The sequence below is a fragment of the Corynebacterium sp. LaCa_205 genome, from assembly GCF_057458085.1.
The window spans coordinates 1,246,240-1,259,750 of sequence record NZ_CP190931.1; the positions used below are offsets into that span (position 1 = coordinate 1,246,240).

Genomic DNA, 13,511 nt, shown 5'->3' on the forward strand with positions numbered 1-13,511 from the left:
ATGACCAGCACAATCGATCGACTGCGCGCGCAGGCCTACCAAGTGGCATTGCGAGGCATGTTTCAGCTCAGCCCGGAGCGAATCCACGGAATTATCAACACCGCACTGAGTGGACTCCAGGCGGCTGGTCCGGCCAACCGGGCCTTGGCAAAGGTGCTGCCGGTCAACGATCCGGTGCTCCGCCAAGAGGTCTTTGGCGTAGAGTTTCCCCGCCCACTGGGACTAGCTGCAGGGTTTGATAAAAATGCCGCCGCTGCTGATACCTGGTCCCCGATTGGTTTCGGCTTCGCGGAGTTGGGCACCGTCACCGCCCAAGCACAGCCGGGAAATCCTGCGCCGCGACTTTTTCGCCTAAAGGCCGATAAGGCCATCTTGAACCGCATGGGCTTTAACAATGAAGGCGCAGCGGCCGCTGCAGAAAACCTCCGCAAGCGCCGCTACCGCGATGTTATCGGCATCAATATTGGCAAGACTAAAGTCACCCCTGCCGAGCACGCTGTGGAAGATTACCGCCGCTCTGCTTCCGTATTGGGCGACTTGGCTGACTTCCTTGTAGTCAACGTTTCCTCGCCGAATACCCCGGGCCTGCGCGACCTACAAGCAGTGGAGTCGCTGCGACCCATTCTTTCTGCCGTGCAAGAGTGCACCGCCGTTCCAGTGTTGGTCAAAATCGCTCCCGATCTTTCGGATTCCGAGGTAGATGCAGTGGCAGACCTAGCCCTTGAACTCGGTCTCGACGGTATCGTAGCGACCAATACCACCATTTCCCGCGAGGGGCTCAAGACCCCTCCTGCCGAGGTAGCGGAAATGGGGGCCGGTGGCGTATCTGGTCCCCCGGTAGCCGAGCGCTCTCTGGAGGTGCTGCGCCGTCTCAATGAGCGTGTCGGCGGCCAGCTCACCCTCATCTCCGTCGGGGGCATCTCCACGCCGGAGCAGGCGTGGGAACGCATCACTTCCGGCGCTTCCTTGTTGCAGGGCTACACCGGCCTCATCTATGGCGGTCCAGATTGGATCCGCGATATCCACCGTGGCATTGCCGCCCAAATCCGCGCCCACGGCTTGCGCAATATTTCCCAAGCGGTTGGCTCTGGCCTGCCATGGAAACCCGTGGATTAATCCCTATAGAGACTCTTGGTTGAACAAGAAAGTCCGCCCCCACCTGCTCTACCCTAAGCAGCTGGGGGCGGACTTTCATTGATTAAACACGGTACTGGCTAGGCTTGCGCCATAGCGCTGCGCCTGAGAATAAGTGCGCACAGGACTGCGAAGCCGGCGTAGAACACCACCCAAAACTGCGCTTGGGTGAATAAAATCCCGCCGGATAAGAAGCGGCTCGCCGCAATGACTACGATCGCAACCACTAATGCCACAACCTGGGCGCGGCTTCCCGCCTGGCTTCTACTCATGGTACTAAAGGCCCCGACGAGGAACGCGGCGGCAACAATAGCCACCTTCGAATACGTCCATGCGAAGTCGGCTCCCCAGCCATCCGAAAAGACAGAGATTAGCGCGAAGAGAGCCAGCACGAATGCGACCACCATGAAGGTGCCGCCGACCCGCAGGGTCGCCGAAGGGCTAGCCTGCGATGCACTAGAGCTACTTGCCGTTACTTTGCCTCGTACCAGCCCCACAAAATGGAACGGCCGAGCGCGTGGAAATGCAGGTTGAAACCGAGCACAGTCGGGGTTGCATCTGGGTCGATATCGAGCTTCTCCACGTCTACTGCATGGACTGCGTACAGATAGCGGTGAGGTGCGTGACCGGCAGGCGGGTTGGCACCATAGTAGGTGCGCTCGCCCGAATCGTTGCGCAAGCTAATAACACCGTCAATGCCCAGGTCTTCTGCAGCACCAGCATTGGTAGGCAACTCGCTTACCTCAACGGGGATATTGAAGGCCGCCCAGTGCCAGAAACCAGAAGCGGTGGGTGCATCCGGGTCGAAACAGGTCACAGCCAGGGACTTAGTGCCTTCAGGCAAACCGGCCCACGCAAGCTGAGGGGAAACGCTTTCCGGAGCGCGAAGCTTTTCTTGCAGCTCATCGCCTTCGACCACGTCGGTGGAAGAAAGAACAAAGGAAGGAACATCACGCAGCGGTGCGTAGGGATCTGGTCCAGGGAAACGGGAGTCATCTGCATAAGAAGTCATAGACCCATTTGTACCCCACCTCACAAGTCGATGTCGATGTGGTGTAACCGCACGCCATGGTCACACTACAGTCGTACCCCAGTACGACGCCTAGGCCGGATTACACCCATGTATTTCACCACCCTTCACGCATGGACTTTTCGGCGCCCTACGCTGGCGATTTGTAAAGCACACCCCACGCAAGATACAGTATCGGAGTGCCCAGCCGAGAGGCTGACAAACACCCTGCCCGGGTGGCGGAATGGCAGACGCGCTAGCTTGAGGTGCTAGTGTCCTATTAACGGACGTGGGGGTTCAAGTCCCCCCTCGGGCACAGACTTCCGGCGGCTACCACGAGGTAGCCGCCGGATTTTTCTATCCTGCACTCCCTCAAGGACTACGATTTCCCCATGACCACATTTCTGAGTTGGGTGCGCAATTTCGGCCACTTCCTGCTTTCGCTCGCTCGGTCCGCTTGGCGCTCAATCCAGCGGTGGACCGTGCAGCGGTGGATAGCCGTTCTCGCTGCAGTAATCGCCCTCCTCGCCGTGCTTTATTTCTACGATCTGCCGGATGTGGCTCACCTGCGTGATGCCTCCACCCGATTTGGCGCATGGTCCCCTTTCATCTTCACCCTAGGTTATGTCATATTTACCCAGTTTCCCTTTCCTCGAACGTTCTGGACGGTAGCCGCAGGACTCTTATTTGGCCCGTGGAAGGGACTCGCGCTTTCCCTGTGCGCCTTGACGGTATCAGCGGCTTTGTCCTTTCTTATCGTCCGCAAGCTCCTCGGAGCCTGGATCCGCCCGCACCTGACCCATCCCGCAGTGTTCACAATCAACGCGCATCTCGAGCGGCGCGGGTGGCTGGCCATCGCTTCCCTCCGGATGGTAGCCTGCGTCCCGTTTAGCCTCCTGAACTACGTTGCTGCCCTTACTCCGGTAAAGCTCAGCCACTTCACCTTGGCCACCCTTGTCGGTTCTATTCCTACTACGGCTTTGGGCGTGTTCTTCGGCGATACCCTCACCGGACATACCTCTCCCGGCATCGTCCTCGCTATGGTGGTTTTCGCTGCGATTGGAGCGAGCGGGCTTTATATGGATTCGCGGCTTCCCACTCGCCCTTAAGTCAAGTTCGAGCGGTAGACTATTTCGCATTAGGTTCTTAGAGGGAGGTTTTCCATGCTTGCTGTCCACGCCCGCTACCGTGGCCGTTCCGTGCGTCGTGCAGAGTTGGTCCAGCGTTCTGCGTCGGCCCTATCAACTCTTTCTGGCGTTGGAGAGTTCCATGTGCTTGGCGTGGAAGATATTTGCGCCGTAGTTGATTCAGCAACGGCCGTCTGCGACGTCGTCATGGCCTTGCTTGCCGACGGCGACTGGGCCATCGGCATCGGTATAAGCCCCGGCAACCAAGAAGATGAGGAGGGGGCACGCCAAATAGCTACCGCCGCGTTGCGGAAGTCTGCCCGTATGGGCCAGGTCTACGCCAAGATCAACAAGCGTGGCCGCGCTTCCGAGGCAAGCGATATCGCGGCCACCTTTGCCCTGCTGGGATATGTTTTGCACAAGCGCACCATCGAGGGGCGCGAGGCTACCTCACTCGTGCGTGCTGGGCTGAACCAAAATGAGGCCGCCGAAGAGCTAGGGATTTCTAAACAAGCCATGTCGCAGCGCCTCCAGGCGGCCGGCTGGAGCGCGGAGTTGGCTGGATGGCAGTTGGCCGTCAACCTGATTGAACGCGCGAATCTTACCCAGCCTTAGAGCAAATCAGACTTGCTCAGTTCGGGCGTCGTAACGAAGTCCACGAGCCGCTCCACCGCGCCAATCAGACTGGAATCTAAGTCACGGAAAGAATGCACGGCGTTATACACATGACGCCAACCGTCCTTAGGGTCGCTCCACCCCACGCGCCTGCACATTCCGGTCTTCCAGTCCTCGCCATAAGGTACTTCTGGCCATGCACGCAATCCCACGCGCTGCGGCTTCACCGCTGCCCAAATATCGATGAATGGATGACCAGTGACTAGGACATGCTCTCCCACGGTTTCCGTTAACCGGGTTTCCTTGGAACCTTGAACGAGGTGGTCAGCCAACACACCTACCCTGCGGCCGGGTCCGGGCTGAAATTCCGCCAAGCGGTCTTCCAAATTGTCCAGGCCTTCAAGGTATTCCACCACTACGCCTTCCACGCGTAGGTCGTGGCCCCACACCTTTTCCACAATAGCGGCGTCGTGGACACCTTCCACCCAAATGCGCGAGGGCGCGGCGACCTTAGCCTCCACGTTTTCTACGCGGCGGGAACCGGAGTTGGACTTGCGGGGTGCCTGCTTTTCGACGTACCGGGTAAGCGTAACCGGCTTACCCTCCACTAGGAACCCGCCTTTGACCAAATTAAAAACGCGTTCCACACCGTGGCGATCCTCAAGGCGAACTACCTCACCGAAAACGGTCTTATCCACCCCCATGACAGCACCCACAAATTCGTCACCACGTACTTCCACTACCATTCCGGGCTCAGCTGGCACCTCAGGATATTGACGCGGCTTCGACCGCGAGTGGCCAGCAAATATGTCTCCGCCATAAGGATCAAAACTCATGGCCCGTTAGTCTATCTATTAGACTGGCTCGTCATGGATATGCGCGCCGAAGTATGGTCACCTTTACAAAACACCGCTGTCTGGCTGGGCTCGTGGCTGTGGGGACACGAAACCACCGATGATTTGCTAGATGCTCTTAAAGAACTGGGCGGGCGTCCGGAGAGTGTGGATGAAGCACCGTTCGTCGATGTGCTAGCGATGCTGCGCGCAGAGACCGCTGAACTTACCGCGAAGCGCGGTGAGCGCGCGGAACCCGTTGTACGCCTCGCGCTTTCCGGGCCGGGAGAGCCCCCTGCCCTACCCGCAGGATCGGAGTCCTATCACGCAGCTATCCAAAGTTCCGCCGGAGCAATCATAGTTCGCACCAATAATCCCACGCGCAACTTAGTCCTCATACCTCATATCCACCACAGCCACACCGCGTGGCAGGTGATCGTCGAAAAGCAACAGCTCCCCGCCCCCGCCTGGCTGAGCCCTGGGGAAGCCGACGCACTGCTTGCTCAAGCAACCAATGAATCCGCTGACCTTATCGCCGCAACTGGGTATAGCACTGAAGCGCTGCCCACCCCCCGCCTCACCGTGGGAACTTTAAGCGACTTTTATGACACCCCCGGCCTTCCCCAATCAACGCCGGCCCGAGCAGCCAAACTCTTCACCCGCGCCGACCGAGTGGCCGCGATCATCGAAACGGTTACCGACCGCATCAACGATCACAGCCTTGACCCGCAGTTACTCCGCTTGTGGCGCCACATCCGGCAGGCCCGCATGACGGGCGTTGCCTATGCACTCGGGGAGTTCGCGCGTTAAAGAGACCAAATATCGCAACATCCCGCGGCACACGGCGCACCATTGAGCGTGCACCCTTGCACGGTCACCTGCCCGCTGGTTTCCTTCTCGCGGCCATGCTCCAGCTCTTCTATAAGGTCAACCACCATTTCTGCAAACCGAGGGGTCGGGCCTGCAGTACGGGTACGCACGACCCTGACCCCCATATCCTCGGCCGCCTTCTGCAGCTCGGAATCGAGATCCCAAATAACCTCCATATGGTCGGAGATGAAACCAATTGGGCAAACCACAACCGTGTCGACGCCTTCGTTGTGGTGAATCTCAGTGGTGTGATCAACAATGTCGGGCTCTAGCCACGGAGTGCGTGGATTGCCTGAGCGTGACTGCCATACAAGGTCATAATCGGAAATACCGGCCTGCAACGCCACCAACCGCGCCGCCTCGGCCACCTGGCGGGAGTAGAGGTTTTTATCGCCTTCCGCGCCGCCAACGTTATCGTGCGCAACCGGGACAGAATGCGCGGTGAACAAAAGCCGGGTAGTCCGCTTCTTATCAGCTGAAACTTGTTCCCAGACCTCCGTTACGGCAGTGGCCATTTCGGCCACAAATTTCGGATGATCAAAGAATTGACGAATCTTCGTAAATTCAATCTCCGGCAGGCCTTGCTGCGCGAGATGTTCGCGCATGCGCTGAATATCTTCGTCATATTGCCGGCACGCGGAGTACCCACCCCATGCGGAGGTGGCAAACACAGCTACTTTACGGATACCGTCCCGAGACATCTGTTCTGCGGTCTCGTTGGCAAAGGGATGCCAATTCCGGTTGCCGAAATAAACCGGTAGATTATGTCCGCGTTTTTTCAGCTCACCTTGGACATGTTCGATAATTTCACGGTTGAGCGCATTGAGCGGACTTACGCCTCCGAAGTGATAATAGTGCTCACCCACTACTTCAAGCCGTTCGCGAGGAATGCCTCGACCACGGGTAACGTTCTCCAAAAACGGAACGACCTCCTCGTTTCCTTCCGGGCCACCGAAAGAAAGGACGAGGAGGGCGTCGAAGTTTTGGGCATTCTGTTGTGCGTCAGTCATGCCCTAAACAATACCAACCAAAAGTTGGAGATTAGAGAAGGCGCACGACGTCGGGAGTAGCGCCACCCCAGCGAACTGGAACTACTGAAACAGTCTGACCAGACTGTGGCGCCTCAATCATTTGGCCGTCACCTAGGTAGATAGCTACGTGCTGGTTGCCACCAGGACCGTAGAAGATAAGGTCACCGCGCTTCGCGTTGTCGCGAGGAACCTTCTTGCCCTGCTGGTACTGTGCGCCAGTGTAGTGAGGCAGGTCCAGGCCAGCTGCCGCGTAGGCGTACTTTACGAGGCCAGAGCAATCGAAGCCCGACTGGTTGAAATCACCGAAAGAGTCAGCCACTCCGCCATCTCGGAGCCCACCGGTAGGACCATTGTTATCGCCGCCGCCCCAAACATAAGGCACACCAACCTGAGATTCAGCACGGGAAATGACGGCCTCAATCTGAGCATCACGCCCAGCATCTGCGCCCGCAATAGCATCGTCAGACTCCGTCACCTCGTCCACCTCAGGCGCATCAGCGCTAGCAGCGGGTGCAGTGTTCGGGCTTCCCAATCCAAGCAAGTCAGATGAGCCCTGCATGAGGGTGCGCACATCGTCCTCATCAACTGCAGCAGCGATATCATTCGCAAGTCCGAGCGCATCATCTACAGAGGACCCAGTTGCGAAGTCGACGTTCTGAAACCTCGGGGTAGCACCCTGATTGAGGGCGTTTCCAAATTCAGCTTCCGGAGCGGTACCACCCTGGTTGATAGCGCCTCGCTCTTCCGAATTATTGGACGCGTTCGGGCCAGCAGAAACCTGCGGGACCCCCTCCCCAACAACCTCATCGGTAAAGTTTTCTGACTTGATTTCTTCTGTCAAGTTTTCAGGGTTGACCGTCGCGGCGTCGGAAGCCTTTTGATTGTCAAGCTCATTAACTGGATTTAGGCCGGTATCAAGCGTGTCCTGCTGAGAGAGCTGAAGACCGCTTTCGTTTGCCTCCTGGGATTCCGCTCCCTGCTGGCGAGCAAAAGTTGCCTCCGCAAACCGTTGGGTAGCGTTCAGTCGAGCCTCATCTTGTGCTAACTCTCGACGCTCTTGCACCACACGATTCTCGGCGTCTCGCTTGTCTTTGTCTGCCTGATCCAACTCGCCCTGCAGGCTAGCAAGGTACTCTTCATTCGCCCCTGGATCGTCGCTAACTTGTTCCATTTGGCTCTGGATCCGAGCGATACGATCCTCGGCTGCAGCGACATCAGCTTCCGCTCGACTTAGCTCTGCACGCGAAGCCTCAACAGCCCCCTGCAAAGAGTCTGCGTTGTTAACCGCGCGGTCAATTGCCGCACGCTCTGAGTCGTGTGCTTGGATTACACCAGCATTGTCCGCCGGTGAATCATCGGCGCCTGCTGGCGCTACGGTAGAAAGAGTTGATACGGCTGCGGTACCTACTACCGCAGCAAGGAAAGCGCGAACATGTCGAATGCGCGGAAGGCGAATGGTGGCCACTGAAATACTCCTAGATTGGACCCACACAGTTCCTTTAAGAAGTGCCCATCACCGCTTCCGGGCATAGGAATGCCCGGGCTCCCCGCCTGCCTATTTCGCACAAACGCAGGCGTTATCGCATGTCTAACCGGGGTAACTAGAAAATCGCCTCGAGACGATAAAGATAGGTACGCGAAGCTATTCTCAAGCGCCCGTAGACACTAGAGGGGTAAATGGTTATGGACTGCCTCAATTGGCTGAGACTTCACTCCGGGCGTGTTGTTTCTATGGACCACCCAACAGTCCAGGGACTTTTCGTGCTGTAACTGGAAAACCTGACCATTATCGCTTTCCAGCCGACTGCCTTAAATCGCTACTGTTTCCCCACAACAGCGAAAATCAGACACCTTTGGATCCGGCTGAATTGATTAAAAGCCTACTCGCCCAAAATCAACAGGCTGGCGCAAAAGGTCTACACATATCCTTTGTTCACATGTTCACAGCAGAAATTCCCATGACTGCGAAGTCCACATTCTCGTTCGCGATATTTGCGACATACGTTCCAGGATGCGTTTTACAACCCAAGATTCCGCATGCCCCGATCACGTTCTATTGCACTGAGCGCCGTGAGAACTGCTCTACGGGTTCTGGCATGACTCGCCGCGGCGCCGGCTGACTTTGTTAAAAGGTCTAGCCCCTTAACAATCCTGAGCCGTCGAGGGCAAGCAGCCACAAACCATGAACAGGCCACACGAAGCTGGCCCTGGCGGAGTGAACAGGAGTTCCTAGACCCAAAACCCTATGGACCTATCCGTGCACCCCTTTCGTGGCTCTGAGCTTCGCGCTCTGCCCTATCGAAAGATTCGCACCAAAAGTTCCACACGGTGGAGTTCTAATGAACCCGTCTCACCTCATAAACGGAAGGTGGGTTGATGTTTAATTTTTTCGAACATTGCAATCGCTCAAGTTTTTAACTTGCATCCCCAACCTCTTTCGATGGAGCCCGGTTCATTGACTTCCAAGAACGGCCACTCGATGTTCCATCATTCGCTCGAGGCGTGCTTCCCCACATACCCGTGCGAGTTCTCTCGTGACAGTCAAGGCTAAGCCCATGAACCCAGGAAGCAAGAAATGTCCCCTGAGTCGACATCCGAACCTTACGTCACGACACGCCCGCTTCGCACAATTTTCCCGCAATTCACGTGAGTCAAGTTAATTCACATGACTCAACATGAGCACCTAACCTGCAATGATTTTGTTACCATCCCGTTATTGTGATTTTAATCACACGGCACCTGGATGGACACACGCTTCAAACCGGCCCCTGTGGACAGCATGGAAGCAAACCGACCACTCCCCTACCCCGAGTCAACCCCTAAGGGTTTACTTTGCCCCTCCCCTGCCCTTCCCGTACCTTTCACCGACACCCCTAATCGTTTTGTCATCGGATACGGGCCCTGCTTCGGCACCCAATTTTAGACGCCTTCAGCACTCCTACGGATAAACGAGACAGCAACTTGTTCATCGCCGCCCGGCACCTCTACCCCACCCCCTGGTGGTCTTTACGTAAATTACTTTCCTCCTAAAACGGTTCGCAAAAGTTTCAGCTACTTATCTAAAACTTTTTCGAACAAACCTATTTTCCTACAGTCTCCACCTTGTTCAAGAGGCGTTACTTGGAATCTCGGATCCAGCGCTCAATGTCGAGGCGCCCTGCCTTTCATACCCCTGGGGTCCGCTTACAGCCCTTCAGACTTGCGTCGGCTTGCCACCATAAAAGAGCTAACCAAGACAAGCACAGCAATCACAGCAACCGCTCCCACGACTGTTGCCACCGGGAAGCTGATTTGGTCTAGTCCTCCGTAGTACTTAGTCAGAAGGTCCACCTGGTCAAGCCCGGGCGGCAGTTGCGCCTGTACTGACTCAATATCGGCTCGACTATAAGTATCACTAACCGAAGAGACATGTTGTGGGGTCTGGACAATGACCGTGTTCAACCCCGTGGCATCTTGAAGCTCTTGGGCAATGTCGCGGACGTCGGGGGTCCGAACATCGATTACATCAACTACGGCCACGCCGTCGCCGTCCCGCAACCCCTTGCTCACATCCGCATTGAGTGTGGCATTGTGACTAAGCGCCGCGGCCGTATAGGCCACCCCATCCTCTTTGAGCTGATTCGCCAAGTCAGATATATCTACCCCTGCGGGAACCATGCGAATCCCTTCCTTATATATAGGGCCCCTAAACTACTTCTCCCCCAAGATACGGGCAGCTAGAAGCGACCCAACTCCTCAACTCGCCGGTTTTCCCGAAAAGGTGAAACAGAACGCTTGTACTGTTACAATGGCAGCGACCGAAGGTTTTAGCCTCTACAATATCTAGGTGAACCATCGCGTTCTTTGTCGCCTTCAGCACTGCGGGCCCCATGGTCGCGTCCTGTCACATTAGTGACCGAAGACGCAGAGCACCGCCCCGCGGTAACGACAGACGACGAGTACCAAACAGAACACACTGTTTATCAACAAGGAATGGAGCTCCCTGTGACTGAAAGCTTGAACTCCTTCGAGGCCAAGAAGACCCTTGACGTCAACGGCAAGTCTTATGACTACTTTGACATCAACACCGTCTCCGGCTTGGAGAAGTTGCCTTACTCCCTCAAGGTGCTAGCAGAGAACCTGCTGCGCAATGAGGACGGCAAGAACGTAACCAAGGACCACATCAACGCCCTGGCAAACTGGGACCCGGAAGCGGAGCCAGACACCGAAATCCAGTTCACCCCAGCACGCGTGCTCATGCAGGACTTCACCGGCGTTCCTTGCGTTGTTGACCTTGCCACCATGCGTGAGGCGGTCTCTGCCTTGGGTGGTACCCCGGATCAGGTCAACCCGCTCAACCCAGCCGAGATGGTTATTGACCACTCCGTCATCGTTGAGGCCTTTGGCTCCACCGATGCACTGGAAAAGAACGTCGAAATTGAGTACCAGCGCAACGAAGAGCGCTACCAGTTCCTTCGCTGGGGTGCTGAGAACTTCTCCAACTTCCGCGTTGTACCTCCAGGAACCGGCATCGTCCACCAGGTAAATATCGAGTACCTGTCCCGCGTTGTATTCGACAACGAGGGCCTTGCTTACCCTGATACCTGTATCGGTACCGACTCCCACACCACCATGGAAAACGGCCTAGGTATTCTTGGCTGGGGCGTCGGCGGCATCGAGGCAGAGGCTGCGATGCTCGGCCAGCCGGTATCCATGCTCATCCCGAAGGTCGTTGGCTTCAAGCTGACCGGCGAGATTCCAACCGGTGTTACCGCAACCGACGTTGTACTTACCATCACTGAGATGCTGCGCGAGCACGGCGTTGTCCAGAAGTTCGTAGAGTTCTACGGCAACGGCGTCAAGTCCGTTCCGCTGGCTAACCGCGCCACCATCGGCAACATGTCCCCTGAGTTCGGTTCCACCGCGGCGATCTTCCCAATTGATGAGGAGACCACCAAGTACCTCGAGCTCACCGGCCGCCCACAGGAGCAGATCGACCGCGTTGAAGCATACGCCAAGGCGCAGGGAATGTGGCTGGAAGAGGATGCCCCGGAGGCAAAGTACTCCGAGTACCTCGAGCTGGACCTGTCCACCGTTGTTCCTTCCATTGCTGGTCCAAAGCGCCCGCAGGACCGTATCCTGCTGACCGAGGCCAAGGAGCAGTTCCGCAAGGATTTGGCTAACTACACCACCGACGAGGTTTGCGTCGATGAAACCTCTGTTGAGGCAAAGCGCATGTCCGCAGAAGGCGGCGCTCCGGAATTGGAGGACGTCACCGGCGGTTTGAATAAGGCCCGCGAGGGCCACGGCGAGTCCTCCGCTATTGGTGCAAAGGGCCGTCACTCCAACCCGATTACCGTTGAGTCCCAGAATGGTGGCGAGTTCACCTTGGACCACGGCATGGTCGCTATCGCCTCCATCACCTCCTGCACGAACACCTCCAACCCATCCGTGATGGTGGGCGCAGGTCTTATTGCCCGCAAGGCAGCAGAAAAGGGCCTCCAGTCCAAGCCGTGGGTTAAGACCATCTGTGCCCCTGGTTCCCAGGTTGTTGATGGTTACTTCCAGCGTGCAGACCTCTGGAAGGACCTCGAGGCAATGGGCTTCTACCTCTCCGGCTTCGGTTGCACCACCTGTATCGGTAACTCCGGCCCATTGCCGGATGAGGTATCTGCAGCCATCAATGAGAATGACCTAGCTGCCACCGCGGTTCTTTCCGGTAACCGCAACTTCGAGGGTCGTATCTCCCCAGACGTCAAGATGAACTACTTGGCCTCCCCAATCATGGTCATCGCCTACGCCATTGCCGGCACCATGGACTTTGACTTTGATGCACAGCCACTGGGTCAGGATATGGAAGGCAACGATGTCTACCTGAAGGACATCTGGCCATCCCCGCAGGAGATTGAGGACACCATTCAGTCCGCTATCTCCCGCGAGATGTACGAGGCTGACTACGCCGACGTCTTTAAGGGCGACGAGGCTTGGCGCAACTTGGACGTGCCGGAAGGTGAGACCTTCAAGTGGGATGAGGATTCCACCTACATCCGCAAGGCTCCTTACTTCGATGGCATGCCTACCGAGCCAAACCCGGTTGAGGACATCAAGGGCGCTCGCGTTCTTGCGAAGCTGGGTGACTCCGTCACCACCGACCACATCTCCCCTGCTTCCGCTATTAAGCCGGGCACCCCGGCTGCGCAGTACCTTGATGAAAACGGCGTTGCACGCAAGGACTACAACTCCCTGGGCTCTCGCCGTGGTAACCACGAGGTCATGATGCGCGGTACCTTTGCGAATATTCGCCTGGCTAACCAGCTGGTCGATGTCACTGGTGGCTACACCCGTGACTTTACCCAGGAAGGCGGCCCACAGGCCTTCATCTTCGATGCTTGCCAGAACTACAAGGAAGCCGGCATTCCACTGGTAGTCATCGCTGGTAAGGAGTACGGCACTGGTTCCTCCCGTGACTGGGCTGCAAAGGGCACCAACCTGCTTGGCGTAAAGGCTGTAATCACTGAGTCCTTCGAGCGCATCCACCGTTCCAACCTGATCGGCATGGGCGTTATCCCACTGCAGTTCCCACAGGGCGAGTCCCACGAGTCCTTGGGGCTGGATGGCACTGAAACCTTCGATATTGAGGGCATCACCGCCTTCAATGAAGGCTCCATCCCGAAGACCGTCCACGTCACCGCCACTAAGGAGTCCGGCGACACCGTCGAGTTTGACGCTGACGTCCGCATTGACACCCCGGGTGAGGCTGACTACTTCCGCCACGGCGGCATCCTGCAGTACGTCCTGCGCCAGATGGTCAAGAGCTAGGCGCTTTTCGCACAATCCTTAAGCCCCTGAAGGGGCTAAGGGCCTAGGTTCGGTCGATAACGCGGGGTTGCACCGCCCTCCCCAGTAGAGGGCG

11 protein-coding genes and 1 tRNA gene are annotated in these 13,511 nt (G+C 57.0%); 6 read left to right on the plus strand and 6 right to left on the minus strand.

All coding sequences use genetic code 11. The annotated features are described in order from the left end of the window. The gene (locus ACP8J1_RS06075) at positions 1 to 1,116 is read left to right on the plus strand and encodes a quinone-dependent dihydroorotate dehydrogenase (RefSeq protein ID WP_486696399.1); all 1,116 of its coding nucleotides are present in this window, start codon (positions 1 to 3) and stop codon (positions 1,114 to 1,116) included. Between the two features lie 98 nt (positions 1,117 to 1,214). On the opposite strand, the gene ACP8J1_RS06080 is transcribed toward ACP8J1_RS06075, so the two are convergent. Further along, a complete protein-coding gene (locus ACP8J1_RS06080) occupies positions 1,215 to 1,541 on the minus strand; it encodes a hypothetical protein (protein WP_302518275.1) in 327 nt (108 codons plus the stop codon). Between the two features lie 65 nt (positions 1,542 to 1,606). Beyond that, positions 1,607 to 2,146 carry a YbhB/YbcL family Raf kinase inhibitor-like protein gene (locus ACP8J1_RS06085; protein WP_023021536.1) on the minus strand — a complete coding sequence of 180 codons (540 nt, stop codon included), beginning with the start codon at positions 2,144 to 2,146 and terminating at the stop codon, positions 1,607 to 1,609. A gap of 227 nt (positions 2,147 to 2,373) precedes the next feature. Between ACP8J1_RS06085 and ACP8J1_RS06090 the strand changes: the two genes are divergently transcribed. The 3 genes from ACP8J1_RS06090 to ACP8J1_RS06100 all read left to right on the plus strand — a co-directional run bounded on the left by ACP8J1_RS06090 (position 2,374) and on the right by ACP8J1_RS06100 (position 3,885). Then, positions 2,374 to 2,459 (plus strand) — tRNA-Leu (locus ACP8J1_RS06090). 76 nt (positions 2,460 to 2,535) lie between these two features. After that, positions 2,536 to 3,252, plus strand: coding sequence for a TVP38/TMEM64 family protein (locus ACP8J1_RS06095; protein WP_023021535.1), 717 nt, complete (start codon positions 2,536 to 2,538; stop codon positions 3,250 to 3,252). 54 nt (positions 3,253 to 3,306) lie between these two features. Next, positions 3,307 to 3,885 carry a hypothetical protein gene (locus ACP8J1_RS06100; protein ID WP_023021534.1) on the plus strand — a complete coding sequence of 193 codons (579 nt, stop codon included), beginning with the start codon at positions 3,307 to 3,309 and terminating at the stop codon, positions 3,883 to 3,885. Here the strand turns inward: ACP8J1_RS06100 and ACP8J1_RS06105 are convergent. Next, positions 3,882 to 4,721, minus strand: a complete 840-nt coding sequence (locus tag ACP8J1_RS06105) for a DUF3097 domain-containing protein (protein WP_034655356.1) — start codon at positions 4,719 to 4,721, stop codon at positions 3,882 to 3,884. The two genes, ACP8J1_RS06100 and ACP8J1_RS06105, sit on opposite strands and share 4 nt — an antisense overlap. 33 nt (positions 4,722 to 4,754) lie before the next feature. Between ACP8J1_RS06105 and ACP8J1_RS06110 the strand changes: the two genes are divergently transcribed. After that, positions 4,755 to 5,528, plus strand: a complete 774-nt coding sequence (locus tag ACP8J1_RS06110) for a hypothetical protein (RefSeq protein ID WP_023021532.1) — start codon at positions 4,755 to 4,757, stop codon at positions 5,526 to 5,528. Here the strand turns inward: ACP8J1_RS06110 and ACP8J1_RS06115 are convergent. From ACP8J1_RS06115 to ACP8J1_RS06125, 3 genes are all read right to left on the minus strand, one after another. Then, positions 5,525 to 6,598 (minus strand): ferrochelatase, encoded by a 1,074-nt coding sequence (locus ACP8J1_RS06115; protein WP_023021531.1) that lies wholly within the window; start codon positions 6,596 to 6,598, stop codon positions 5,525 to 5,527. The two genes, ACP8J1_RS06110 and ACP8J1_RS06115, sit on opposite strands and share 4 nt — an antisense overlap. 31 nt (positions 6,599 to 6,629) lie before the next feature. Then, positions 6,630 to 8,084: an NlpC/P60 family protein gene (locus tag ACP8J1_RS06120; protein WP_023021530.1), complete on the minus strand. Its 1,455-nt coding sequence runs from the start codon at positions 8,082 to 8,084 to the stop codon at positions 6,630 to 6,632. Between the two features lie 1,718 nt (positions 8,085 to 9,802). Beyond that, complete coding sequence (locus ACP8J1_RS06125; protein WP_023021529.1) at positions 9,803 to 10,276, minus strand: Rv1476 family membrane protein; 474 nt, start codon at positions 10,274 to 10,276, stop codon at positions 9,803 to 9,805. A 327-nt stretch (positions 10,277 to 10,603) separates the two neighbouring features. Here ACP8J1_RS06125 and can point away from each other — a divergent pair, with 327 nt between their 5' ends. Next, positions 10,604 to 13,417 (plus strand): aconitate hydratase, encoded by a 2,814-nt coding sequence (can, locus tag ACP8J1_RS06130; protein WP_023021527.1) that lies wholly within the window; start codon positions 10,604 to 10,606, stop codon positions 13,415 to 13,417. Positions 13,418 to 13,511 lie beyond the last annotated feature (94 nt).

Bases quoted from the DNA above. Each gene is read 5' to 3' on its own strand.
- ACP8J1_RS06075 (WP_486696399.1), top strand. From the start codon at position 1: ATGACCAGCACAATCGATCGACTGCGCGCGCAGGCCTACCAAGTGGCA.
- ACP8J1_RS06080 (WP_302518275.1), bottom strand. From the start codon at position 1,541: ATGGTGGTCGCATTCGTGCTGGCTCTCTTCGCGCTAATCTCTGTCTTT.
- ACP8J1_RS06085 (WP_023021536.1), bottom strand. From the start codon at position 2,146: ATGACTTCTTATGCAGATGACTCCCGTTTCCCTGGACCAGATCCCTAC.
- ACP8J1_RS06095 (WP_023021535.1), top strand. From the start codon at position 2,536: ATGACCACATTTCTGAGTTGGGTGCGCAATTTCGGCCACTTCCTGCTT.
- ACP8J1_RS06100 (WP_023021534.1), top strand. From the start codon at position 3,307: ATGCTTGCTGTCCACGCCCGCTACCGTGGCCGTTCCGTGCGTCGTGCA.
- ACP8J1_RS06105 (WP_034655356.1), bottom strand. From the start codon at position 4,721: ATGAGTTTTGATCCTTATGGCGGAGACATATTTGCTGGCCACTCGCGG.
- ACP8J1_RS06110 (WP_023021532.1), top strand. From the start codon at position 4,755: ATGGATATGCGCGCCGAAGTATGGTCACCTTTACAAAACACCGCTGTC.
- ACP8J1_RS06115 (WP_023021531.1), bottom strand. From the start codon at position 6,598: ATGACTGACGCACAACAGAATGCCCAAAACTTCGACGCCCTCCTCGTC.
- ACP8J1_RS06125 (WP_023021529.1), bottom strand. From the start codon at position 10,276: ATGGTTCCCGCAGGGGTAGATATATCTGACTTGGCGAATCAGCTCAAA.